This window comes from Anaplasma platys (assembly GCF_012790675.1).
GTDB lineage: Bacteria > Pseudomonadota > Alphaproteobacteria > Rickettsiales > Anaplasmataceae > Anaplasma > Anaplasma platys.
In genome coordinates, this window is record NZ_CP046391.1 from 119,601 (window position 1) to 145,321 (window position 25,721).

At 46.1% G+C, this 25,721-nt stretch carries 20 protein-coding genes, 1 tRNA gene and 2 rRNA genes; 12 read left to right on the forward strand and 11 right to left on the reverse strand.

Going from position 1 to position 25,721, the window contains the following annotated elements:
• Positions 1-280: 280 nt before the first annotated feature.
• On the reverse strand, positions 281-2,071 hold the full coding sequence (locus ANPL_RS00480; RefSeq protein ID WP_169192871.1) for a hypothetical protein: 1,791 nt from the start codon (positions 2,069-2,071) through the stop codon (positions 281-283).
• A gap of 173 nt (positions 2,072-2,244) precedes the next feature.
• Between ANPL_RS00480 and thiS the strand changes: the two genes are divergently transcribed.
• Positions 2,245-2,454 (forward strand): sulfur carrier protein ThiS, encoded by a 210-nt coding sequence (gene thiS / locus ANPL_RS00485; RefSeq protein WP_169192872.1) that lies wholly within the window; start codon positions 2,245-2,247, stop codon positions 2,452-2,454.
• 43 nt (positions 2,455-2,497) lie between these two features.
• Positions 2,498-3,277: a thiazole synthase gene (locus tag ANPL_RS00490; protein ID WP_169192873.1), complete on the forward strand. Its 780-nt coding sequence runs from the start codon at positions 2,498-2,500 to the stop codon at positions 3,275-3,277.
• 516 nt (positions 3,278-3,793) lie between these two features.
• On the opposite strand, the gene ANPL_RS00495 is transcribed toward ANPL_RS00490, so the two are convergent.
• Positions 3,794-4,207, reverse strand: coding sequence for an Erum7620/ECH_0207 family putative T1SS effector (locus ANPL_RS00495; RefSeq protein WP_236822841.1), 414 nt, complete (start codon positions 4,205-4,207; stop codon positions 3,794-3,796).
• A gap of 225 nt (positions 4,208-4,432) precedes the next feature.
• Between ANPL_RS00495 and gltX the strand changes: the two genes are divergently transcribed.
• The 4 genes from gltX (at position 4,433) to ANPL_RS00515 (ending at position 7,977) form a co-directional block, all read left to right on the forward strand.
• Positions 4,433-5,758 carry a glutamate--tRNA ligase gene (gltX, locus tag ANPL_RS00500; protein WP_169192875.1) on the forward strand — a complete coding sequence of 442 codons (1,326 nt, stop codon included), beginning with the start codon at positions 4,433-4,435 and terminating at the stop codon, positions 5,756-5,758.
• Positions 5,759-5,995: 237 nt separating this feature from the next.
• Positions 5,996-6,069 (forward strand) — tRNA-His (locus tag ANPL_RS00505).
• Positions 6,070-6,248: 179 nt separating this feature from the next.
• On the forward strand, positions 6,249-7,409 hold the full coding sequence (locus tag ANPL_RS00510) for a peptidylprolyl isomerase (protein ID WP_236822842.1): 1,161 nt from the start codon (positions 6,249-6,251) through the stop codon (positions 7,407-7,409).
• A 16-nt stretch (positions 7,410-7,425) separates the two neighbouring features.
• Entirely contained in the window at positions 7,426-7,977 is a 552-nt protein-coding gene (locus tag ANPL_RS00515; RefSeq protein WP_169192876.1) for an RsmD family RNA methyltransferase, read from the forward strand.
• 373 nt (positions 7,978-8,350) lie between these two features.
• Here the strand turns inward: ANPL_RS00515 and ANPL_RS00520 are convergent, their stop codons facing one another.
• On the reverse strand, positions 8,351-9,274 hold the full coding sequence (locus ANPL_RS00520; protein WP_169192877.1) for an AEC family transporter: 924 nt from the start codon (positions 9,272-9,274) through the stop codon (positions 8,351-8,353).
• 103 nt (positions 9,275-9,377) lie between these two features.
• Positions 9,378-9,686 carry an ETC complex I subunit gene (locus tag ANPL_RS00525; RefSeq protein WP_169192878.1) on the reverse strand — a complete coding sequence of 103 codons (309 nt, stop codon included), beginning with the start codon at positions 9,684-9,686 and terminating at the stop codon, positions 9,378-9,380.
• 55 nt (positions 9,687-9,741) lie between these two features.
• Here ANPL_RS00525 and xseB point away from each other — a divergent pair, with 55 nt between their 5' ends.
• Positions 9,742-9,966 (forward strand): exodeoxyribonuclease VII small subunit, encoded by a 225-nt coding sequence (gene xseB, locus ANPL_RS00530; protein ID WP_169192879.1) that lies wholly within the window; start codon positions 9,742-9,744, stop codon positions 9,964-9,966.
• A 1,154-nt stretch (positions 9,967-11,120) separates the two neighbouring features.
• Here the strand turns inward: xseB and trxA are convergent.
• The 4 genes from trxA to ANPL_RS00550 form a co-directional block, all read right to left on the reverse strand.
• Complete coding sequence (gene trxA, locus ANPL_RS00535) at positions 11,121-11,444, reverse strand: thioredoxin (RefSeq protein ID WP_169192880.1); 324 nt, start codon at positions 11,442-11,444, stop codon at positions 11,121-11,123.
• A 14-nt stretch (positions 11,445-11,458) separates the two neighbouring features.
• Positions 11,459-12,280: a P-type conjugative transfer protein VirB9 gene (gene virB9, locus ANPL_RS00540; protein WP_169192881.1), complete on the reverse strand. Its 822-nt coding sequence runs from the start codon at positions 12,278-12,280 to the stop codon at positions 11,459-11,461.
• Between the two features lie 521 nt (positions 12,281-12,801).
• Entirely contained in the window at positions 12,802-13,779 is a 978-nt protein-coding gene (gene pdhA, locus ANPL_RS00545; protein ID WP_272899045.1) for a pyruvate dehydrogenase (acetyl-transferring) E1 component subunit alpha, read from the reverse strand.
• Between the two features lie 100 nt (positions 13,780-13,879).
• Complete coding sequence (locus tag ANPL_RS00550) at positions 13,880-14,629, reverse strand: alpha/beta fold hydrolase (protein WP_169192882.1); 750 nt, start codon at positions 14,627-14,629, stop codon at positions 13,880-13,882.
• 516 nt (positions 14,630-15,145) lie between these two features.
• On the opposite strand from ANPL_RS00550, the gene ANPL_RS00555 reads away from it, so the two are divergent.
• Both ANPL_RS00555 and rrf read left to right on the forward strand, forming a co-directional pair.
• Positions 15,146-17,931 (forward strand): 23S ribosomal RNA (locus ANPL_RS00555).
• 78 nt (positions 17,932-18,009) lie between these two features.
• Positions 18,010-18,124 (forward strand): 5S ribosomal RNA (gene rrf / locus ANPL_RS00560).
• 1,310 nt (positions 18,125-19,434) lie between these two features.
• Here the strand turns inward: rrf and guaB are convergent.
• The 3 genes from guaB to rpmE all read right to left on the reverse strand — a co-directional run bounded on the left by guaB (position 19,435) and on the right by rpmE (position 22,014).
• Positions 19,435-20,901, reverse strand: coding sequence for an IMP dehydrogenase (gene guaB, locus ANPL_RS00565; RefSeq protein ID WP_174764271.1), 1,467 nt, complete (start codon positions 20,899-20,901; stop codon positions 19,435-19,437).
• Positions 20,902-20,971: 70 nt separating this feature from the next.
• Positions 20,972-21,784, reverse strand: coding sequence for an NAD kinase (locus tag ANPL_RS00570; RefSeq protein ID WP_169192883.1), 813 nt, complete (start codon positions 21,782-21,784; stop codon positions 20,972-20,974).
• A gap of 8 nt (positions 21,785-21,792) precedes the next feature.
• Positions 21,793-22,014, reverse strand: coding sequence for a 50S ribosomal protein L31 (rpmE, locus tag ANPL_RS00575; RefSeq protein WP_169192884.1), 222 nt, complete (start codon positions 22,012-22,014; stop codon positions 21,793-21,795).
• Positions 22,015-22,315: 301 nt separating this feature from the next.
• Between rpmE and ANPL_RS00580 the strand changes: the two genes are divergently transcribed.
• From ANPL_RS00580 to ANPL_RS00590, 3 genes are all read left to right on the forward strand, one after another.
• Positions 22,316-23,260, forward strand: coding sequence for an ACP S-malonyltransferase (locus ANPL_RS00580; RefSeq protein WP_169193579.1), 945 nt, complete (start codon positions 22,316-22,318; stop codon positions 23,258-23,260).
• A gap of 17 nt (positions 23,261-23,277) precedes the next feature.
• Positions 23,278-23,916, forward strand: coding sequence for a dTMP kinase (tmk, locus tag ANPL_RS00585; protein ID WP_169193580.1), 639 nt, complete (start codon positions 23,278-23,280; stop codon positions 23,914-23,916).
• A 106-nt stretch (positions 23,917-24,022) separates the two neighbouring features.
• Positions 24,023-25,267: an MFS transporter gene (locus ANPL_RS00590; RefSeq protein WP_236822844.1), complete on the forward strand. Its 1,245-nt coding sequence runs from the start codon at positions 24,023-24,025 to the stop codon at positions 25,265-25,267.
• Positions 25,268-25,721: the final 454 nt, after the last annotated feature.

Here is a 25,721-nt window from a genome sequence, read left to right on the forward strand (position 1 = left end):
TCTGCTACAGAAGGCGATTTACGTTTTCCAACATATTCCCAGTTACCAAAAACGAACTCGGTGGAAAAACGCACTCCTGCATGCGTTAAGAGTCCTTTCCAGATGTATGCTTGTAAGTACGGTTATTGTCAATGGGTGGTTTGCGCGTTCTGTAGCCGAGGCAAAAATTTGCTACTGCTGCAGCCTAACTAAGATCTGTTACTTGCTTGCGGAATCTAGAGCACCTTTTTAGCTAGCGATAACGACCCTAGGAGACTTAGCTTCCTTTGCAAGGAGCTGTCTAGTTCTTTTGGCTCTGTGTAGCAGCGTTTCCGTGTGCAGTAAGGATATCGCTGTCATGGAGCTTTTTGCCCGATTTACCCGACGAAATGTGGAGACTTTTCCTCAGTTTAGAGGCTGCTTTATTTTTGATTAGGGCTACGAGTTCTGTTGCTTCAGTGGCCGTAAAAGGGTTGTTATCTTGCACTATCTGCTTTGCTTTGTAAAACTCTGTGTGTGTCTTGGTAGCTGTGCTTGCGGGCATTTTGTTCATGTCAGAAGTACTATTGTCTTGGTATGAACATTTTGTTGTTGTGGTCGGGCGACGTTTGTTCTGTTTTACCCCGAGAAGTTTGCCGGCCCTTTTAAGTAGATGACGTCTCCAAGAGACGGTTTTCCTTTTATGGCACGATGTAAAAGTGGCTAGATTGTCGTTGACGGGGTTTATGTCTTCTAGGGATGCAGATTTTTTCGACGGATAGGTACTCAAAGTAGAGCCATGATAACCTGCAGTATTGCACGGACGTTTTTGTGAATCTCCCTTAGATTTACAGAGTTTTTTCCTGATGTTTTGCAAAAAAGCATTTGTCTCAAGTATTGTGGTATTGTGCAACGATACGGCTCCCGCACTGATTTTATGGCCAGTTTTCTGTAGTTTCGCAGTCAGTGAAGTGCAAACAGGAGCAACACGCAGTGGGGTGTGTCCTGTACTACAATTCCTGATTTCAGTAGCAAGTTCACTGTGTGGCATGACAACATATGAACGCTGCATAGTGCCCAAAGCGCTGAATAGATGCTGTATGTATTGATCGTTACCGCCGGTAAAATTATTTTTTACATCCTCAAACAAAACAAAAAAATCCGTGCAGTCACCGAAGCATATGCTTTTGCGGTAACCGGTATCGAGCAGCTTTACTATGTGCACTGACCGATTGAGCGCTGGTATTGTTATATATTTACAGACTAATTGCCGCAGCTTTTTTACCACGTGGTACCAGGCAAATACTTTGCTCGCGAATATTTCTTCTTCTTCGAGTTTGGAAGTAATCCCGGTTATTGCTGTGCTTAAGGCTGCAAAAATTCCATTTCTACAAGATGTTTCAGCGGGACTGATGTTGCCATTTGCTATGTGTGCTACAACTTTGCTGCTCAGCAGTACTTCCTTCAGTGCAGTTGGTGATGTAGTTGTGGGGTTGGTGTGAAAATCTGCCCCGAAAAATGTGAGCAGAGTGCAATATTTCTGCCGGCGGTTTTTAGCGAAATACTTCTGCATGTCCGAGACTATTTCATTTCCGGCTTGTACAATGGTCTGTGCATCAATGCGATGTTGAAGGCTATTGCCTTCAAATTCATGGGCGATAGTTTTGCTCACGTAGTCTAGGAACTTGCTGTCATAGATGGTGCAAACTTTGTTTAGCTTGTAAGTTGTGTATAACCTCTCTGCAAGATGCGTTGCTATTAGTGGCAGCTTTGCAGACATCCTTTGCTCTTCGGTTAGTGGTATTTTCGCGAGCACCCTGGTGAAAATTTCTGTTCCCCAAGCTTTGATGTAGTGGCCACTTTTGGCATGCGCGAGCATGTTATATGTTCTGTGAGTAGGTCTGAGGTTTTCGTACAGGATGAAAATATAAGGGTTTTCTCTTGAGACTTTATTCACTCCGTGAGTGCTAACAATAAAGCTGAACAATCCGGCAAGCGAGTTCATCTGCAGTAATTCTTTGATAAAGGCATGAAACTCTGTGGTGGAAAATAAAGACAGGTGTTCGTCATCTATTTCACGACATCTTATCCGGTATGGCAGAGGAGATTGCATTTGTTGCTCCTACATTTTATGTCAGATTAGACATAATTGATATAGATGTCCACAATGAATTGGCCTTGGTGCTGTAGGTGAATTATTAGTAAGAGTAGAAGTATTGATAGCTAGGTGATTACTATGTATCTAACATGTGATATATGTCTCTCGTATATATTCCCTATTGTGGCATGAGTAGTAGCATCGAAATTTTTGTTAGTGGAAAGACCGAGAAAATAACTGCAGGGAGCACTGTGCTTACCGTTGTGGAGCAATGTGCCTTACGAGAACCGTTTGCTATCGCAGTAAACAAAGTATTGGTAACCAAGGCCGATTACGGTGAAAAAACTCTGAAAGATGGGGACATTGTCGATGTTGTTCGTCCGATGCAGGGTGGATGACCTAAATAGCAGAATGTCGTAGATATTGTTTGGGAGATTTTCAGTGTGGAGTGTGTACGGTGTAAGCCTCAATAGTAGGTTGTTTTTGGGGTCTGCACAGTTTCCGTCTCCTGCAATCTTTCAAAAATCAGTAAACAGTTCGGGAACGGAAGTTATAACCGTCTCGCTATCAAGGCAAATGCCAGGAAGCGCCGGGGGGCAAGACTTTTGGGATATAGTTAAACAAAGTGGCTGTCGGGTTCTCCCTAATACTGCAGGCTGTTGTACAGTGAAAGATGCTGTCTTAATGGCTCAGATGGCTCGAGAGATATTCAACACTTCCTGGATAAAGCTGGAGGTAATAGGGGATGACTATACTTTGCAACCTGATGTAATAGCGCTTTGCGAAGCTGCTAAAGAACTTATAAGCCAGGGGTTTGATGTATTTCCATACTGCACTGATGACCTGATATGTTGCAAACGTTTGATCGACTGCGGGTGCCGGGTTATCATGCCAGGCATTGCTCCTATAGGGTCGGGTATGGGTGTCCTGAATGAGCATAGTTTGCGCCTCCTCAGAGATAGGAATAAGGACGTAACTATAATTGTTGATGCAGGCATTGGCAGGCCTTCCGATGCGGCTAAGGTTATGGAGATGGGGATTGACGGTGTTTTGATAAACAGTGCTGTGGCACGGGCGTTAGACCCCAGCGGCATGGCGTTGGCATTTAAGTATGCAGTGGACAGCGGCCATATCGGATACAATGCCGGAATAATAAACAAAAGAGACCTGGCGGTAGCTAGCACAAATTTAGTGGACACCCCATTTTGGCATAGACAATGATGAGATCCTCAGTGTTTTCCTACACCAGCTATACCTTAACTTTCTCTCCTAATAATTTCCATGACGTATAGCCTAATCAGCGCATAGTCTACGGTTTACTCTATTGCAAGGCGTTTGTGATGTTAGTTTAATTTAATAAATAACTTATTGGTGGCGATACCAACTGTAGCACAGTTGAACAGGGGATAGGTAAGAGTTTTGTGAAGTGAGACATTTGTATTTACCGGCAGTAACTTATGGAAGCTTGTGTGGCACAAGATCGCTCTCACAGCGACGCAAGGTGCTATTGGCGCGGATATGCTGTTTAACTTTATGTTGCTGCCCTAATGCGCTGCTCTGGCGTGTTTCATGTCTGCTAAACATGGCGGTACAGCTGAGAGTACATATGTTCCTGGCGCTGGTTACCAATGCAGTGGTCCCCATTAGGGCGGATCATCGTTTTTATTTCCACGCAGCAATGCGACACGCCTCTTCTGGAGACATTGCACCGATAAAGAGCCCTCTACGCGCCAGGGGCTATATAGTAGATGTGGTGTGTGCCTCGGCGGGGGCATCGCCCACTTGAATTTCGTCAGGCTTTTTATTTCTCTCCATAAATCTAAGCTTTGCATGCAGCACGCTATTTGCAAGCAACACATCCGCAAGGCCGTAACTTTTTCTTTCTAGCCGGCTTTTCATCCAATCGTTGAAAGAAAAACCTGCATACAGTTTTATTGTCAACTCAGCAAGCAAGTAAAACTGCAGCGAAATCACGCCGCTGCTGTGTAGCATGTAAGTGGCAGTTGAAGCCATGAACAGCAGTGCCGACATCAGCCAAAGCCCCTTGCACATGGAGTAGAAAAACGTGAACAGGAAGGCTCCCATGGTAAACCCATCACGTACATACACGGTTTTACCAGAGGCATGAGTGTAGACATGGAAGAAGTTCATGCTATCGCGAAACACCTACTAAGGCGGCAATTCTAAAATGAAAATGATCACAGGTAAATCATAAAGATTATGGTCGTTATATAGTTCTCCCCCGGAATTAAGGAGTTTGCTGTGCAAGCATTGCAGTTATCGGTTATAGTCTTCGGGCTGTAGCTTGATGTTGTAATACTAAATTGGGTATCGGCAAACTGAGCTGTGGTAGAGAGGTTTTAGGGGGTAGGTTTCATGATAACAAGGTTTGCTCCTAGTCCTACTGGGTACATACACATAGGTAACATAAGGACGGCACTGGTGTGCTGGTTGTATGCTCGGAAGCTGTCAGGTGAGTTTATACTTCGTATTGATGATACGGATGTTAGCAGGTCGGAAGAGAAATATGTGACAGCTCTTAAAAGAGATCTGGAGTGGCTGCATCTACACTGGGATAGTTATTTTGAGCAACGGGCGAGAATAGATAGATACGACGAAGTATTTAATTCTCTGCTCCAGTCTGGTGATATTTATCCATGCTATGAAACGCAGGAAGAGCTTGCTGTAAAAAGGAGCATGTTGCTTAAAATGGGGCTACCTCCCATATACGACAGAAGTGCTTTGAATATGACTGAAAAGGAGAAGCGCAACTTAGCTTGCAGGCTGCCGTATTTTAGGTTGAAAATAGATCAGAACAGAGAAGTCTCATGGCATGACGAAGTGCGTGGCAAAGTTATCTTTCAAGGCAAAAATATCAGTGATCCTATCATCAGGCGCACCGATGGAACGTACACATACATGTTTCCGTCGGTGATTGATGATATTGACCATTCAGTTACTCACATAGTGAGAGGGGAAGATCACGTAAGTAACACGGCAACCCAGATATGTATAATAGATGTTCTAAAGGCTAAAGTTCCAACGTTTGCCCACCTTCCATTGGTGTATGTTGGCGATTCGAAAGTTTCTAAAAGAGAAGGAGGAAGCGCCATTCAAGTTCGTCAATTGAGGGAACTTGGCATAGATGCGATGGCAATTAATAGTCATCTTGCAAGGTTAGGGACATCACTTCCCATTGAGCCCTGCTGCGATATGAGTGTGCTGGTGGAATCATTTGACATCAAGACTTTTAACCAGGCTCCGGTGAAATTTTCCGTAGAGGACCTGACGAAGTTTAATAGCAAAATATTGCAAGGGATGTCTTTTTCCACGATTAGGGCTGCTTTAGAGAGCAGGGGTATAGAGTGTTCAGAATCTTTCTGGCATCTGGTGAGGAATAACATATCTGTTGTTGAAGATGTAAAACATTGGGTTAATGTGTGCACAGGTCAAATTACGTCTGTTGTTGCTGAAGCAGATAGAGAATTCTTAAAAACGGCATTGGGCCTGCTGCCCGAAGCTGAACTTGATGGGCATACAGCGCAGGTTTGGCTAGATAAGGTGCAAAAAGTTTCTAATCGCAGTACGAAAGAGGTGCTTTTACTTCTGCGACTAGCCATTACTGGGTTAAACAAGGGCCCCAGTTTGGCTAAGCTTTTACCGTTTATTGGTAGGAAGGAAGTGGTGCGTCGACTCTGCTAATAGTTCTTAAGTTATACGCTGTTGAGTTCTTCAGATGCAGTTGCTTTAGTTTTCGTGCTGCTGCCATTGCTCGAGTGCTATGTGCCATACCAGGCCATGAGAGGACGCGGTTTTTTGTTTGTTGCAACACTCTTGTTTACCCAAACGGGAACATGCATATTACCTTGCACAGAGGCCTTAGTGTTACATGTGATGCTTGATCAAAGCTGTGAGATATGGTAGTTGTTTGTGTCCGTGGCGGGCGTAGCTCAGTTGGTTAGAGCATCAGTTTGTGGCACTGAAGGTCGCCAGTTCGATCCTGGTCGCTCGCCCGGTTAGGCGCATATCCTTGTTGGGAAAATTGCCTTCCAAAGGAGTCCGTAATGTGTCGCGGTCAGTGCTTGTTGTGAACAAAGGGTTTTGACACTAGTTAGTTTTTTGTTAGAATTCTGCTCCTGACCTATCTAGTAGTTATATGATGTTTCGCTGGTTTCCCGGTCTGTGCGTTTTTTTGTTTCTGATTTGTCAAGGTGACTTCTCGCATGCTTCTGTAAAGGCAGAAGCCATAGTGGACGATAAGGTGATTACTAGCCTGGATGTCGATTCTAGGGGGAAGGCGAATTATTTCTTCTACCGCACCTCATATGCCGAGGGCAACAGGGGAGAGGTCTTGCAGTCGCTAATAGATGAAGCGGTTCTGGAGATAGAGGCCAAGGGGCTTGGTATTACAGTTGAGAAGGAGGAATTGGAGCAGGAGACAGAAAGACTGTTGTCTGCACTCGGTGTATGTGCTGGACAGTCTTTGGAATTGTGTGCTGAAGAGAATGGCTTGGATCTCAAGACAATTCAGGCGCATCTGAGGTCAAGAGTGATTTGGAGTAAGATTCTTGCGGCCAAGGTGGTGCCGTTTCTTTCCGTTACTAATGATGAGGTGGACAATTTTATTGCCGAAACAAAGTCAAATGGGCTCGAGACGGTGCTAGATATGGAGCAGGTTTTTGTGCCCTTGAGAGCCGGTTCGGTTCTTGATTTGGTGGTTGGTGAGCTGCAGAAGGGTGTTGGTCTTGACAAGATTGCTGAGAGATACAGGGAGCATGGAGTGTATGTAGACCACACTGTTGGGGCATCGCTAGCTATGTTTTCTCAGGATATAAAGAAAGTGCTACGCCAGGCTGAGGTTGGCGAGATAGTAGGTCCTATAAAGATAGATCGCGGCTATTTATTGTTGAAGCTTTTTAGCAAGGTCAGGGTGAGAAAGAGCTTTATGAATAGTGTTGCCAGCATGAAGCAGCTTTCTGTTCCAGCAAAAGAGGCTAAGGGAGTTGCTGCGGTCATGGATGGTGTAAAAGGTGGGGGATGCCTATCTTTTGAGGATGCAGCAAAAAGGGTAGGTTTTGAGTCGGTGGATCTGGAAGTGCTAGTGAAGGACTTGTCATCCAAGTTGCAGTCGATGCTTGAACACGCGAAGTTTGGTGAGGTGTTGCGCTCTGAGGGTAGTGATGGTACTGATAAGGTAAGTTTTGTAGTTCTTTGTAGTCTGAAGGATTCCGACGAAGTTAGACCTGAAGAGGTGGCGCGGATAAAACAGATGGTGTACACAGACAAGATTGTTAACGCGAGCTCCAGGCTGATGGGGGCCATGAAGGCACGTCACTTCATTAAGAAGTTGTAGTAGTGTCTTTGAAATTATGATACGGATTACGTCGGGCGATTTTCGCGGTAGGAGGATTTTTACCGGCAATGCCCTGAAAGCGCGCCCTGCGATGGCGGTAATTAGGGAGGCCATATTCAACATATTGCGCTCCTATATATCGATGGAAGGCCTCAACGTATGCGACCTATTTTGCGGGAGTGGTTCCCTGTCATTTGAGTCGTTATCTCGGGGTGCTGCTTATGCCAGTATGGTAGATGTTCACGCTCCCCATTTGAAGTTGGTAAAACGTACGGCAGCGAGCTTAGGGGTTGAACAACGGCTGGTTACCATATGTCGCGATGTTCAGTGTCTTGGAAAAGCAGAACGCCGCCACGATTTATCTTTTGTTGATCCACCCTATGATTCTCCTTTTCTTGTTGAAATATCATTGCGTGCATTGCTAGAAGGTGGCTGGTGCTCCGAAGGAAGCATAGTTGTATTGCGGGTTCGGGGTGGTGAGAAGTTTACCATTCCAGAGAGATATGAGCTAATTGACCACCGCGTCTATCACGGTGCAGAGGTTTTGTTTCTCCGTGCTACTGTCTGATTGAAATTTTCTATCTTATTGTGTATGGTCAGCGCGCATTTTCGTAGAGTCTTGCAGAAGTTTTTACGCATCTCTGGCAGAGCTTGCAGCTCTGGAATACACTGTTTAATTTTTGTGCTCAAATGTGTTGTAGTTCGAAAAGTTAATGCAATTCATTTAGTTTTGGCAAAGAAAAGTTGCAGAACATTGTTGTAATGCAACAATGTTATTGGCGTGCTTCGAAGAGGATAGTTGCTTAAATGCACCTTATAGGTGTGTTCCGTTGCATGTTCTGTGCATGCGTCTCTCTGCCGTGGAATAAGGTAATTAGCCACGGGCGTGGCAGCAGCGCGCATCCCATTTGTGCCTTGCAGGGTTCAAGCGCGGATCTTTTTTACGTATGTACGTGGAATAACAACGATATCATCAGCGGCACGTAAAACATGCCGATGACCGTGCTGATCAGCAGTATCATCGCAGCGCGATCCGGGTGATAATTGAGCACTGATGATAAAATGACTCCCGTTGTTGATACAGGTATTATCGCCAAAAGCATGAGTGCCTGATATGCCTGGTAGTCATACCAGCCAGGGCCAATTTTATCCAGTAGTATCAACCCTATCATCAGCAAAGGCCAAGCCAGGTACTTTATCACTACGGTCAGAATCACTAACTTGAAGTCGATGGAAAAGTCTTTAATGTTCGCTATGGAGATGCCAATGAGCAGTGTGCCCAAGATCATATTGGTGTTGGTCATGCCTGCTACTGTACCTGTCAAGAAGGCAGGTATCTGCACTTTGTAGTAATTAAGTAACAGTGCGGCAATTGCGGTGTAAAACACCGGGAGTGCGGCTAATCTTTTCGCGCACTGTACGGGAGTGTACAGTCTTTGAGTTACTATATAGAACCCAAAGCTATTCTCGAAAAACAGCATTCCCACATAGCACAGCAAATATACTGATACCGTATCTTCGTCAAACAACGCTATTGCCACAGGCAATCCGAAAAAGCCCATGGCAGTACTTCCTGAGCTGAATGCTAGCATGTTTCGGGTGTGATCTCTGAATGTCAAGGCAGACACTTTGTATACTGCATATGACATCATGCAACAGATCAAAAATGTTATGAGCGGTAACGACACATAAGCAGGGCTGATTTCGGTTTTCAAAATTCCAAAAAACACTACAGTTGGGCTGATGACATAAAAAAGCAACTTGCCAATAGTTGCACTGTCGAGCTTGATTAATTTACCAGCAATGTATCCCAGGAGGATAGTTGCGTACAAAGGCATGACTTTGAACAGCAAAACAAGGAACATAACAGAACTTCAAATCCACCGGGATAGCAATTTATGGAGGTACTTTACCACAAGTGAGAATTCACTCACAACACATTATGTCATACCTATCCTGCGAAACTATCTACAAACTCCTGTTTCTTAAGAAATTTTCCGCGTAAGACTTCTGGATTCTTTTTGAAGTGTGATCTTTGAGCACAACATATGGGATTTTTTTTGCCTCTACATATGCTATGGCTTCATCTTTGCTCCCAAAGCACAAGCGCACCTGCTGGCTTGTTTCTTCAGTGCCAGTCCATCCCATCAGTGGCTCTATATACTGTGAGCTCGAAGGCTCGAACTCCACGTACCACATATTGTTACGAAATGTACCGGACTGCATCACGTTTTTCGCTGGTCTCCGGACCACCGCATACGCCTGACTCTTGCTCACTTGTAATAATTTATAGAAGAGGTACGATTACGGAAGTCTATCATATAAACGGTAAATGTCCATTAATACAGATCTGAAATTTGAAGATGCCATGCAGGAGCTGGAGCGGGTTGTGCTTGAGTTAGAGAGCAGCAATGTTTCCCTCACCAGAAGCATAGAGCTCTATAATAGGGCCAAGGCATTGCACAGGCATTGTGACAATATTATTAAAAAAATTTCTTTGAACATAGAGTTAATAGACTCAGAAAAGGGGAAGCCCATCGAGGATGAAGAACAGTAGCTATAGCGCTTGGGTGGCATCTTTTCTAAGGATATTTGCAAGTTGTGTGCGGGGATTAGGGGATAAAAAGTCAGCTCCAAGTACTGGTGGGGTTACCACATATTGCGTTTGTGTGCATTTGCACTGTATAAGTTGCGGTCAGTGTTGTCTTTAGCGCAGCGCGTGTGTAATAGGTATTTCTCGTTTGTTGTTTGTAAAAGACTTAGTAATTCAGCGCTATTTTTCCTGACAGCAGAGCGTAGTTGTTGTTTAGTGGTCAGTAGATTATGGCCGCGGCACATGGTGTGTTACGTGGAAAAATCTACGTTTTTGTATTGTAATGGCGTAAATGTTAATGATACTGGTCGTTTTGCTGTGCCGGTCTCACAACAGATAGTGAAGCTAAGTATATAGACTTCATGTTGTGGAATAAATCACGTGTATTCCGCTACTTTGGGATGCAAGCGATGGCGAATGTCGTGCAGTAGGTGTCTCCTTTTGTTTTTTTACAACTGCATGTACAATCCACGACTTTTGTGCCGCGGTGACGAGCAAATACACCGCAAAACCGGTATGGAAACGTTACTGGTATAATAGTCTGAAAATGTTTATCTGTAGTAGTGATTTGTGCCGTAGTAATATGCTTTATGAGTTGGTGAATAAACAATAGAATGGCGATGCAGGCACAATGGGATTACATGTCCATGCGACTGCGGGCGCGAAAAATGTGTGACGGTGCGTTCAGGCATACTTAAGCCGGTTACCGGTCCTATGAGGGGTACTTTTTTGCGTATTATGCATAAAAATAAAGAGCTGTAGCACACTCAATCCTGTAAAGATTCGACCCTGTTCGAAGTGCTGTTGCGTATTGTCAAGCGTCCTTTCATCGGTAATTTCTCAACTGCCATATGTTTTGTTTTTCTAGCGACAATTTCAAGTTTGACAGACATGAATTCCGATTGATGTTCTACGCTTATTATGCCACTTCGAGGACGTGCCGCGCTCAACAAACGCCAGCTGTAGCGTGGCAGTGTTTCACGTCGGTCAACTAACTAAAAAAAACACCGTTCCCTTCCGTGACCAACACCAAGCGGAACGCAAAACTACCCTCGGCGCGTCACACTGGCAGAATCAAAAGGCGCCAATTATAACGTGCAGACGCGGCCTGGGTGAGTTTACTCATTCTCGGTAGCCTCTTTAAGAGCGCTAATAAGCTGCGCAATATTGGCACCTACAATACGAGTCAATTCTTTTCCGTCCTTGAACAGAATCATAGTCGGAACGGCACTGACGCCAAATTTTATCGGTGTTTCCTGGTTATCCTGGACATCCAGCTTAAACATGCCTACTTTGCCAGCATACCGCTCCGCCAGTTTTTCAAGTTGTGGTGCAAGCGCAACACAAGGACCACACCAAGGGGCCCAGAAGTCTACTAAAGCCAACCCATCAGCAACGGCCCCGGCAAAGGTCTCATCAGTCACTTCAGAAATGCGTGCCATACAAACTCCACTCCTTAAAATGCATCCTTATTAATACGCGCCAACGCGGCAAAAATTCCCTGTGGTTTTTCGTTGAATACACACGCTGTGCTGGAACCAAATCTCAGTGAGAATGCCCTTGCTGTCCGTTCAATCACCACGTAATCCCCTACGACCCTGAAGTTCACTAGTGACTCATATCCCTGTGAGTCAACTCTAAATACCGAAGGTAGGTCTCCATTTACGTTGGAGAACTGCATGTACGTAAACTTTCCGTCGTCAAACACTCTAAGTGGTACAATATCCTCAGATCCAGGAGTGTGGGCAACAGAATAGTCAAAGTTCAAACCGCTCTGAGCAACATCAGGATCGCTCAAGTCAGGTATCTGAGCCTCGTAGGTCGGGAAGGATACACTTCCTCCACTAGCAGAGCCTGCGGCATCAATGTTGCCTTCAGTGTTTGGGTAAGAGAATCTCACCTCGTAAGCAAGCCTCGGGTCATCAAGCCCTGTGGCCTCATCAGCATGTAATTCGAAATAATAGGTTCGTTTGTTAGTTATTATGGTCACGTTCGTATCTGGATTATCAGCTACCGGCTTGATGAACAGCCTATTGCCTTGCGGCACCAATTGCCACCCAGTAGAATCCCCCATGGACACCGTATGGATCACTTCTCCTTCTTCAAACACAATACTAGACTGGTAACCATAAAATCCAGTGTAACTATGGATCGCCTGTGGGTTGAAGTTTATGATTTTTATGTGATCATCGGCAGCAATTGAACGAGGCACCTGCTTAGAAAGTACCGAGTGACTATAGAAAAACACAATCACTAAAACCGCTAGAGTCCTTTTCATAAGCCCCTGCAACGTAAACCAACACTACAGAGTCTACCATTAATGTACTGATATGAAAACACATCAGTACAAAAATTGCATATGTGTGCAGCTGCCATAGTCCATTTTACATGTTTTGGTCAAATTGGGGCATAGGACTAATATTACACAAGTGGCGCGAGTGGATTTGTTGTGATTCCTGGTCCATTTGGGTATATCGTCACGGAGCCGGACTTTGTACGCGTTAAAAATTTCAGTTAGTCTGAGTGCTATACACATCAAAATGTCGTAAATACCCGGTGCATAGGAAAACTATTGCAAGTCCCTGAGCACTTCGTGCAGATAAAGCTCTCGACCTTTTGAGCAACTTTTAGCCGAATATGGGACGTACAGCGACTTTAACTTGGCAAGCCCCGCGCAGCAGCAAGTTGTGCTATTCGTTGTCGTTCAATGTCAACAAAAATGGTACCGCCAACAGCCACGCGTTCACGGCAACTCAAAGGTTGCCTGTCTGCGCTACTCGTTCGCAGCAAACAGCTATGCTAGTTCCGGTAAACATCTGTGTAGAGCTCTGATGCAGCAGGTTCGGCACTAGCTTCCGCAGAGGCAACCGCATCTTTTAGCAAGTTTCGGATCTCCTTCTCCAGGTTATCCAACACTTCTTCCTTAGCGATTTTGTGCTTCAGCACATATTCCCGCACGTGCAATAGGGGATCATTGTTATTCCGCACGTTGTCCACTTCCTCTCTGGTTCTGTATTTTGCCGGATCGGACATAGAATGTCCCCTGTAACGATAAGTCTTCATTTCCAGCAAAATTGGCCCCTGTCCTTCGCGGCAATACCGCGCCGCCGCAGCAACTTCCTTGGTTACTTCAAATAAATCCATGCCATTCACTTGTCGACCCGGCACGCCATTTCCCTCTCCTCTCTTGTAGAGTTCTTTAACAAACGACGCGCGTTCCACGGAGGTTCCCATCGCGTACTCGTTGTTTTCTACTATGTACACTACAGGTAGCTTCCACAGTGCTGCCATGTTGAAAGATTCGTAAACCTGCCCCTGATTTATTGCACCATCCCCCAGGCAAGTGAACACAACCCCGCCGTCTTCTTCGTACTTTCTCGCGAAAGCAAGACCAGTGCCAAGCGACACCTGAGCGCCCACTATTCCATGACCGCCGTAGAAGTTATGTGCTACGTTAAACATGTGCATTGAGCCACCTTTCCCCTTAGAGCAACCAGTGCTTTTCCCCATCAACTCTGCAATGATGACCTCCGCACTAACCCCAGACATCAAGGCAAAACCATGCTCTCTGTAGCTCGTTATCACGGCATCTGTCGGCAGCAGCACATTGTGCATCCCAGCAGCCACAGCCTCCTGCCCAATATATAGGTGGCAGAAACCTCTAACTAATCCCATGCTGTACAGCTGCCCGATCCTTTCTTCCAGCCGACGAATGAAAAGCATGCGCCTGTAGGATTCCAAAATTTGTTCATCGGTTAGACTGATAGGCTGTCCCAAGATATAAACCCCTTTAAGCAAGTCTTCAGTGCCCGGAATACTACTCCGTTAAGCGTCTTTTATCAAGCATCTTGAGCGCTTGCAGCCACGTACCGCGCTTCTAACTCCTTTGTAGCCACCGCAAGATGTCATCTATTCGGTTTCTAGGATAGAGAGCGGGCAGATGTCCAACATTTGGATACTTGATCACCTCGATATCACTCTTACCCTCGAGCATCCGGCTTATAATATCGGTAGTCAGTACGTTAGACTGCGCTCCACGGAGTACCAGCGTCTTGCAATTTATAGCGTCCCACACATCCCATATGTCCATGATGCCGCCGCCTTGCGCTACTTGCCCTGCCAGGCTCGGCCCAATCGCGGGATCATATGCCAGTTTGTATGTGCCATTTTTGGATTTAACATAATTTACCACTAGATGATCCCAAAATTCTTCCTGATCTATCCCAAAACATATGAGCCATGTTTTTAGATAGCGTCGAGCATCCGTTAAGTCTTTGAAAGAGCGATAACTTTCCAAGCAACGCAACACTTGTTGCAAAGGACGCTCTCGCATGTAAGGACCAATGTCGTTCAATATCAAGTGCGTTATCGCTGTGGGGTAATGTTGTGCCAAAAACATGCCCACTATTCCTCCCATAGAAGCGCCTAGGAAACGAAATTCTTTTACTCCGAGATGTCTCATGAGTTGTATCACGCTTTCGCGATAGGTGTCATAGTTATACAGAGAAGCATCGGACAGCCAGTCACTTTGGCCTCTACCGACGATGTCGGGTGTTATTACGGCGAAGTCAGTAACTGCCTTGGCCAAATATTCATAATCGGAGCAATTGCCAAACAAATGATGCACACAAACCATAGGTGTTTTTTTGTGTAGTAGTGCAGGGTTATATATGCGGTAGTACATATCGAATTTTTCTGTGCACGATATGGTGATCCTGTGCTCTTTCAATGTAGACACGAAAACTTTTCCCTGAGTCCTGCCCTTTTCCTATTCTACACCGTTGTGAGATTGTATGCCACATGCATGGTGTAACGACATGCACCATGGTTTACTTTTACGGTATTTTATTAACAAGTCCTGTCCCATTAACAATTATGGTGATCCTGTAGCAAGTCTGGCACATAAGAAAAAGTAATGGAAAATTCAAAGTAATGTGTTGACATAGGCGAGAAACATGATTAAAAATGTCACTCTATTTGGCGTCGGCTGTGAGGTTGGGCGCTTGGTGGTTGACAAGTTAGTAGAAAGATCAATTGAAGTGTAGAGATTGTCCCTTTAAAAAATTTCCGGGATGGTCTCGATTCGATAAGCTGATAAAGTATATAATAGTGTGGTTTTAATACTGCACGTATCGCTGCGAATGAATAAATAAAGAAGAGCACTTGATGGATGCCTTGGCGCTAAGAGGTGATGAAGGACGTGGTAGGCTGCGATAAGCTGCGGGGAGTTGTCAACAAGTTTTGATCCGCAGATGTCCGAATGGGGAAACCCGGTCAATTTATTGGCCATTGCATGCTGAATTCATAGGTATGCAAGACAAACCCAGTGAACTGAAATATCTAAGTAGCTGGAGGAAAGGAAATCAACATGAGACTCCGTTAGTAGTGACGAGCGAACGCGGAACAGGTCAGTGGTCTATAATTAGAAACTGGAATGCTTTGGAAAGGGCAACTATAGTGGGTGATAGTCCCGTACAGGTAAGAAGGTTATAGGCCCTTGAGTAGGGCGGGGCACGTGAAACCCTGCTTGAATATAGGGGGACCATCCTCTAAACCTAAGTACTCCTTAGCGACCGATAGTGAACAAGTACCGTGAGGGAAAGGTGAAAAGAACCCCGGTGAGGGGAGTGAAATAGAACCTGAAATCGAGTGCTTACAATCAGTTGGAGCTCGCAATAGAGAGCCGCGGCTTGCCGCGGTTAGCTGTGCGGGTGACAGCGTACCTTTTGCATAATGGGTCAGCGAGTTAATCTGTTGAGCAAGCTTAAGCCGTTAGGTGTAGGCGTAGCGAAAGCGAGTCTGAATAGGGCGTTGAGTTTAACGGATTAGACCCGAAACCAAGTGATCTAGCCATGGCCAGGTTGAAGGTGTAGTAAAGTACATTGGAGGACCGAACCTGTTACTGTTGCAATAGTATTGGATGAGCTGTGGCTAGGGGTGAAAGGCCAATCAAACTTGGAAATAGCTGGTTCTCCGCGAAATCTATTTAGGTAGAGCGTTATATTATATGTTACTGGGGGTAGAGCACTGAATGGACTAGGGGGACTCATCATCTTGCCAAATCCAATCAAACTCCGAATACCAGTGTACAGTTCTATAGCAGACACACTGCGGGTGCTAAGTCCGTGGTGGAGAGGGAAAGAGCCCAGATCGCCGTTTAAGGTCCCAAAATTATGGCTAAGTGTGGAAGGATGTGAGAAGACCAATACAGCTAGTAGGTTGGCTTAGAAGCAGCCATCCTTTAAAGAAAGCGTAACAGCTCACTTGTCTAGATAAGTTTTCTTGCGCCGAAGATGTAACGGGGCTAAAGCCATATACCGAAGACGCGAGTGCCTGGTTTACCAGGCGCGGTAGCGGAGCGTTTCGTAAGCCTGTGAAGGTGATCCGTGAGGGTTGCTGGAGGTATCGAAAGTGAGAATGCTGACATGAGTAGCGTAAAAGAGTGTGAAAACCACTCTCGCCGAAAACCTAAGGTTTCCTGTGTTAAGTCAATCTGCGCAGGGTTAGTCGGACCCTAAGGCGAGGCCGTAAAGGAGTAGTCGATGGGAATCAGGTTAATATTCCTGAACCTTTTAAGCGTGACGGATCTTGTGCAGTGTGCGTCTTATTGGATTGATGCATGCTTTAAAGAGGTCCCAGGAAATAGCGCTTAAGTTAATAAGTCCGTACCGCAAACCGACACTGGTAGGTGGGTAGAGAATACTAAGGCGATTGAGAGAATGATGCTGAAGGAACTCGGCAAATTGCACCTGTAACTTAGGGAGAAGGGTGACCTGTCCGCGGGCAACCGTGGGGAGGTGGCACAAAAGAGGGGGTAGCGACTGTTTACTAAAAACACAGGGCTCTGCTAACACGTAAGTGGATGTATAGGGCCTGACGCCTGCCCGGTGCTGGAAGGTTAATATGAGCGGTGAGAGCTGCAAGTTGAAGCCCCAGTAAACGGCGGCCGTAAAACTGACGGTCCTAAGGTAGCGAAATTCCTTGTCGGGTAAGTTCCGACCCGCACGAATGGCGTAACGATTTCCCCGCTGTCTCCAGCATCAACTCAGCGAAATTGAATTCCCCGTGCTGATGCGGGGTACCCGCGGGTAGACGAAGAGACCCCGTGCACCTTTACTATAGCTTTACATTGGTGTTAGAGGCACGATGTGCAGGATAGGTGGGAGACTTTGAAGCTGGGGCGCCAGCCCTAGTGGAGTCATCCTTGAGATACCACCCTTCGTGTTTTTGGCATCTAACTATGCTCCATTTTTCTGGAGCTAGGACATTGTATGGTGGGTAGTTTGACTGGGGCGGTCGCCTCCTAAAGAGTAACGGAGGCGTGCGACGGTAGGCTAGAGCTGGTCGGAAATCAGCTTTTATAGTACAATGGCAAAAGCCTGCCTGACTGCGAGGCCGACAGGCCGAGCAGAGACGAAAGTCGGTCATAGTGATCCGGTGATTCCGTATGGAAGGGTCATCGCTCAACGGATAAAAGGTACGCCGGGGATAACAGGCTTATGGTGTCCAAGAGTTCATATCGACGACACCGTTTGGCACCTCGATGTCGACTCATCACATCCTGGGGCTGGAGCAGGTCCCAAGGGTTCGGCTGTTCGCCGATTAAAGTGATACGTGAGTTGGGTTTAGAACGTCGTGAGACAGTTCGGTTTCTATCTTCCGTGGGCGTTGGAAATTTGAGAGGATCTGGCTCTAGTACGAGAGGACCGAGTTGGACATACCTCTGGTGTACCAGTTGTCGTGCCAACGGCATTGCTGGGTAGCTACGTATGGACGGGATAATTGCTGAAAGCATCTAAGCGAGAAACCCCCCTCAAGATTAGATTTCCCCATTAGGGCCGTGAGAGACTATCACGTTGATAGGCCGGGTGTGTAAGTGCGGTAACGTATGTAGCTAACCGGTACTAATAGCCCGATTGGTTTAGTCATTTAGCGGATGCGTGCGGTGTTAAGACTGCACTATTTATGCTTTTTCAGTTCTTTCTACTAATTTTGTCTTGCATTTTGGCTGGTGGTTATGGCAGGAGTGGAACACCCGGTAACATTCCGAACCCGGAAGTTAAGCCTCCTAGCGCCTGTGGTACTTTGTCTTAAGACACGGGAGAGAGGGTCGCTGCCAGCCAATTTCTTTTTCAAGAGATTGCAGCATTCATGAGTGTTGGGCGGTGGCCGCTGTATTTTGCACAGCTGGCACCGGAAGTGTTGTGGCTCATGAGGGTCGTTGTGAATGGTGGGTTCTCTGCGCTGTTTTATAAGCAGTCCTGGCAGGGGTGCCATGTACTTTGCATGATTCATAGTATTTGTGGGCGCAAATTTGCAGGTATGTTATTTTTTCTCATGTTTCTTGCTTGATCAACGTGTATCTTCAGCCCGTAGAATGTTTTATGCGTACATTGTGTCCTAAAGAAAAACAGGAGAATTACAACACCTAAATTGGTGTTATAGTATAGCCAATTGAAAGGAATAAAGCGCAATAGTTGCGACCTCAGAGCAACGTAGTAGTACTGGAAAAGGACCGTTGGTATTCCATGATATGTAAACACCCTTAATTTACGTTTAAGCTCATTCGAGGTTGGGGTGTGACAGTTGCTGGTGGTTTTGTGGTTTGAACAACAATGATTTGACGCTATGAAATGGCGTGCTGGTGTAAATTGTAATCGTCAGTGGAATACAAAGCTGCACTGGGAGTGCGCACAATATGTTTATCGACATCACTGCGGTTCTAAGCATGATTCTTAGAGAAAAACTTTGGTTTCAAAGAGTCTATTATCTGGAAGTAAAGCTAGATTTTGTACGGAAAAGTGTCTGTACAGACTAACCTCGTAGAACTTTACCATAATGCTACGAAGACGAACGCACGGATGAAATACCACTGTTTGAAGAACAAAAGCGCGTGCAGGATCGGGAAAACACGAGCTTACTGGACTAGAAATGTGGTTGTAGGTACCGACTGCATCCTCAGACGGCTTTTGCCCGCACAGGTCGGTAACATTTTACAGGAGGATCTCCTTTATTTGTTGGTCCATACAGCGAAAACGCCAAAGTGGACGCGAGACTAACTAGGTTACGTACCGGTGAACTGGGACAACGTGCTGTGCCACGTTCACACTACGTACCAATAGCATGTCCTTGCTACATGTAACATTTTATTAGGAGAGGTACTCATACATAATGCGATCCGTATTGAGAAAAAAAAGTACTCAGACGCGTGTGGTACTTGCCGGAGATGAACACTACCTCTTAGCACGCAATGTGCCTTAAGCATGGCTCTGCTATGCTCACATAGACATCTTACTAGGAGAGTTTTCTTCAAATGCCGTCCAATGGCAAAAATGCCGAAGTGGAGGCTAGGGAACGCGTGGTACATCGCTGGGTGCCAGCAAACTACGCGCCACCTAGGAGCGCGCTCTACGCCAAACCAGGGTGGCGTCCCTAACTGTTGCTTGTGTGAAATGTTGGAGGGTGGTAGTTAGGTGTCTCCCTTGTTATAGTAACCCCGTGCACATGACTTTCCTGCAACCCAGCTGACGTAATTACTGTGAATTTACAGTTTTGTTTCATCTCCGTTATTGTCCGATTACCAGTGTATCCCATAGATGACCGCAAACCGCCTACCAATTGATATATTACATCGGCAGCCGCGCCTTTAAAAGGAACACGACCTTCTACCCCTTCGGGGATAAACTTACTGCTTGTTTCTTGAAAATATCTATCGCTAGCGCCTTCTTTCATAGCCATAACCGAGCCCATGCCACGATAGCACTTATATGCTCTCCCATTGTAGATTACAGTATCTCCAGGACTTTCATCAGTGCCGGCAAAAATTGAGCCAATCATCACCACGTCCGCACCTGCTGCGATAGATTTAGCAATGTCACCAGAGTGTTTTATTCCTCCATCCGCTATAACACCAACGCCAGCATCCTTACACACCGCAGCAACGCTTCTGATGGCAGAAAACTGTGGCACGCCCACTCCTGTGACAATTCTAGTTGTACATATGGAACCAGGGCCTATGCCCACTTTTATTGCATCCACCCCAGCTTCTATAAGTGCCTGTGCGCCTGCTGCTGTGGCAACATTGCCACCAATTACTTGGGCATCTGGAAACAGAGATTTGATTTCCCTAATGGTTTTTAATACTCGAGCAGAATGACCATGCGCGGTGTCAACGACTATTACATCGGCTTCCGCGTTGATCAATGCTTCGGCACGTTCTATGCCTTCTCTAGTGCCGGCACCAACTGCGGCTGCAACTCGTAGACGGGCCTTTATATCCTTGCAAGAGTGCGGAAACTGGTTGAACCTATCCATATCCTTCACGGTTATAAGCCCTATACAGTGGCCAGAATCGTCAGTAACTATTAGTCTTTCTATCTTGTGGCGATGCAATAACTTTGTTGCCTCGGACTGACTAACGCCTTCACGGACGGTAACCAGGCCTGTCTTAGTCATTATGTCATTGACTTTGCAATTCATGTCTTCAACGAAGCGCACATCACGATTTGTAATAATTCCCACCAGCTTGTTGGAGTCCGTAACAACAGGAATACCAGAGTAGCTGCGCTGTTGCATGATAGACAGGACAGTTTTTAGCGTATCGTCTGGTGACACTGTTACAGGATTACTGACTATCCAACTCTCGTACTTTTTTACCTTTTGTACTTCTGCCACTTGCCGGTCTATCGTCATGTTTTTGTGCACACAACCGAGCCCTCCATGCTGCGCAACCGCGATTGCCAGCTTTGACTCAGTTACGGTGTCCATGGCAGCGGACATTATTGGTATATTGAGCTGCAGGTCTCGAGTGACGTATGTACTGACGTCGGTATCTACCGGCAAAACATCCGAATGTGAGGGAACAATTAAAACGTCGTCGAATGAATAGGAAATATCCACGATCATCTCGTTAATGGTACTCCAACAGTATAGATTTTTTGGCCGACATACGCAACAGCATAGCGTGTTACTACACGACGAACTGCTCTGCGATGGTTCTTTCCTCTAACCTATGTTCTGGGTCAAACATCAATGTAACTTTCCTACCACTATCCTGACGGATTTTGATGTTTTTGATGTCACAGAACTCCGTGTAATCCGCGACGGCGCTTACTGTCCTAACTTCCGGTGTAAGCACTTCTATTTCTACTTCCACATTGTGGGGGAGTAAAGCGCCCCGCCAGCGGCGCGGCCTGAACGAATTTACTGATGTGAGAGCAATGACATTGGAATTGAAGGGAAGTATAGGACCACCAGCAGAGAAATTATACGCCGTGCTACCCGCCGGACTAGAAACTATCACACCGTCCGAAACCAGCTCGTGCATCACTAACTTGCCATCGAGTTTAATCTGCAGCTTAACTGCTTGATGAGTTCTCCTAAACAGAGAAACCTCGTTTACAGCAATTGCATTATGCTTAGCTCCATGTATGTCCACCGCCTCCATGCGCAGAAGAGTTAGATCTGTAGCAACGGAATTCTCTATCTTCCATGGCAGACTTCCTTCGGGGCAACTATTAAGCAAGAATCCCACGGTTCCAGCGCGCACGCCGTACACTGGCACATTCCTCTGCGGTGAAATAACATGGTTATGCAGCCCGTGCAGCATCAGGCCATCGCCACCTACTACTACCAGAAAATCGATTTTTGCAGTTGGACTGTCTGCCATATTTACTATGGAATAAAAACTACGCAAGCAGTCGATTCTGGACTCGCTACCTGGTCCTACTACGTAACCAACTGTTCTGTACTTGCAGCCGCCAGGGGCCCCAACTGTGGGCATGCAGGCCGCTAAAGATCACCAAACTTGCCAAGAAACTTGGCAGCCCGGCTGTTCCGCGTACCGCTTGACCTAAGTCCCGGATTCCACGCAGGATGGTTAAATATATCACTCTCCAAATGTACCTTGACCTTCTCGTCTGGCTTTCCAGAAGTAGACAGCATCTCACGTTCCTGGCCATTAGTGAAAACAACCGTTATTGGATGCACATCGGGGTGTATACCCTTTTTCATAGCTCCCAGACCCCCATTTTTGCAGAAATGAAACAGGCACCGATGCTATCAGGTTAGTGCTAAAGTGTCAATGTTGGCTTTCCAGAAGAGAGAGACAGTGTCACTAACCATATTGTTTGGGCTTATCATCCCATACTACTTTAAGACCAAATGCGCTTTAAGTCCTGCAGAAGAGTGTTTTCTACTGCGGGACAGCGCTTTTGCTCTTTAATGCCCAATAAAATTTTGACTACTACGGTAGTGATGGGTAATAATCGACACATCGCATGTAGCCTCTGAGGGAGTGGTGACCACCGTATTTATGTATCCTGGGCAAGGTTCACAATTTGTAGGTATGTGCAGAGAGGTGCACGACAACTTTGCGGTTGCCAGAGCGGTGTTTGAAGAGGTTGATGATACGCTTGGCAGGCGCTTATCTGAAATCATTTTTGAGGGACCAGAGGAGGTGCTGACGGATACGTGCAACGCCCAGTTGGCTCTTTTCACTGTGTCTATGGCTGTAACGCGTGCTATTGAGTATGTGTTAGGGAGGTCACTGTCTGATATAGCCAGTTACGTGGCTGGTCATTCTGTAGGAGAATATTCCGCCATGTGTGCCGCGGGCGTTATTGGCTTGCACACTGCGGTCAGGTTGTTGGATGTGCGTAGTCGCGCCATGGGACATGCTGCAGCGATGAGTGGTGGAGGTATGTCTGCGCTGATAGGTGGGAGTATTGCGGATGTGGAGAGCGTTGTTAATGCTGCTGCTGCTCTGGGTGTCTGCGAGATTGCTAATGATAACTGTGAAGGTCAAGTAGTAGTTAGTGGTGAGAGTAGCGCGTTGGAAGCTTTACCTGCTTTGGTCGAGGGTACGGCAATCAGGAGAGTTATTGGTCTCAAAGTAAGTGGGCCATTTCACTCTTCGCTCATGGGGCACGCTTATGAAGTTTTGAAGGAGCATGTAGGGGATGTGGGGTTAGGCTCGCCAAATGTGGGTGTAGTCTATAACGTTTCTGCAGCAGAACATGATGATTTGAATTCTGTAAAGGATTTGATAGCTCTACAGGTTGTGAAGAGGGTGAGGTGGCGTGAAAGCATGGAGTACCTGTTAGGGCGAGGTTGCATGGAATTTGTTGAAGTAGGTCCAGGGGAGGTTTTGACTAGGCTCTTGCGTAGGGTAAGCAGGTCTGTAAGTGGGGTGAGCGTTTGCTCTATGGAGTCCATTGACGCCCTGCCCAAGTTTGTTAAAGCTCGTGAATTTTGCTAGAGTAGTCCTTGAGTGGTATGTTTATAACTTTCGAGGGTATAGACGGGTGCGGTAAAACCACGCAGTCAATCCTCCTTTCAAAATATATGTCGGGTCTCTACGGGGAGGAAAATGTAGTCCTTACTAGGGAGCCGGGTGGCACCTCGTTTAATGAAATGTTAAGGAACATGTTTTTATGTTCTTCTGACTACAAGGTGGATGCCATCACCGAGCTTTTCCTTTTCCTGGCCATGCGCAGGGAGAGTTTTTCCAAGATTGTGAAAAAGGGCTTGGAAGATAGCAAAATTGTTATCAGTGATCGGTGTATAGATTCCACGGTAGCATATCAAGGATATGGTCAGGGCGTGGATTTAGAGTTAATAGAAAAACTAAACTCGGTAGCTGTTGCAGATGTTACTCCTGATATAACGTTCATAATAGACGTTGATACGGAAAAGGCGCTAGAAAGGGCTACCCGTTGGGGGTACGAAAGCGATAGTGTGGACTACTACAGTCGGGTTCGTAAAGGCTTTCGCGAGGTTGCTGAAAAGAACCCTCACAGGTGTGAACTGATAAGCTGTTCCGACTACGAAAAAAATGGAGACAGTGACATATATGCCATACACCGCCGGATAGTGGAGCTCTTTCATATCCGGGCAAGTGAAATGTGCGTATAGTTCTACTAGCTCACAGTTTTTGTCGGTGTGTTCTTGTAATGTACTGTACTAATTGAGCGTTATGCGTTACCATCGCCCAATTTATTAGTTAGGGGAGAGAGTTGCTGTGGAGGATAATAGGGTAGGAATAGCGAGTAGGGGTTTCCTTGCGTGGTTTTTAATAGCCATGTTTTATGCTCTTCAATATGTGTTTCGGGTAATGCCCAATACTTTTTCCAGTATGATTATGGAAAAGTTTGGTGTTGGCGCGTTTGCGTTTGGCCAGTTTTCTGCGTTGTACTATGTTGGATACACCGCAGCGCATATTCCTCTGGGCATACTAATGGACAGGTTAGGACCACGAAGGGTGATTCCCGCTTGTATGGCTCTGACGGTCTTGGGTGTCATTCCGATGCTGTTTGGCTCCTGGCATTTGGTGCAGTTGGGGAGAGTTATGACGGGTCTTGGGTCAGCTGCTGCGGCCTTGGCTGTTTTTAAAGTTTCTAATATGTACTTCAGCAAGAAATTTGCCGTTATGACTTCCATAGCAATGATAATTGGGTTCCTCGGTGCCATGTACGGTGGGGCTCCAGTGATGGCGCTGGTAGAGACCCACGGATGGGACATGTTTTTACTGTTGTTAATAGGAGTAGGGCTGGTATTAGCTGTGCTTTCTGTGCTGGTGCTCTATGACACCGAAGATTCTATATCACGTGGCAGCTTCATGGAAATGGCAAAATCGGTCTTTTTCAACAAGAAGCTGCTTACCATTAGTTTGCTGGGTGGTTGTCTCATAGGCTCGCTGGAAGGATTTGCCGATGGATGGGCTACTGCCTTCCTTACTGAGGTATGTCGCATAAACGCGGAGCAGGCTGCTATTCTCCCGTCTACTATTTTTGTGGGGTCATGCATAGGATCCCTGGTTCTAAGCTGCATGTTGAGCAGATCTTTTGATGGGTTCAACCTCATAATTTACTGTGGTGCATTTACGGTATTAGCTTTTGTCATGTTGCTAATGGGGCGGTGTGGCACGGTTTCTAGTGCGTTTGTCTTACTTACAGTCATTGGTTTTTGTTCTGCTTATCAATTGGTCACCATATGTAAGGCCATAGAATATGTGGGACGGTCAGCGGTAGCATTGGCAACGGCGGTTTCTAATATGATCATCATGCTTTTTGGCTACTTTTTCCACACGATAATAGCTGCGATCATAAATTCCCGTTGGGATGGCGTAATAACTAACGGACATGCCGAGTACGGTGCAGACTTGCTGGTGCAGTCACTGGTGATAGTACCAGTAGGAGCGCTAATAGGGACTATAGGGTTTTGTATCTTTAAGGCCAGGGAGGACAAAAAGGTCTCGGAGCAGTGAAGGTATTTTGAGGGCATGTTTGGGTCAGGTTTTACTTACTCCAAAGTGAGCAGTGGCGAGGGATAACCGGCTATAATGACCGTTGGAATAGGTAATGTGGTGCCATCCGCACCGGGTGGCGCGGCCTTTATCCCAGCATAAAGGATGTGGCGAAGTGGTGACTCTAGAGCTCATAAAAATCTCTCCCAGGTTGCTGGCATACACCTACATAATGTTCATAACAGTTCCCAGTGTATGAAGAGGGTTTAGCAGGCGACAAACAGCAATCTCTTGCCGCAAGTAGTCAAATGCGCACATCCGTGAATCAGTCATCCATGGTACTAATTAAAATACTGGTAGTTCCGTATTTGCCTTCCAGGGCGGGGAGCATTTCAATGCGCTCATTTTCTGCAAGGCGCATACTATAAGATGTACTTGTGCATTCACGCTATACCAATTTGGTGTTTTCTGTTAG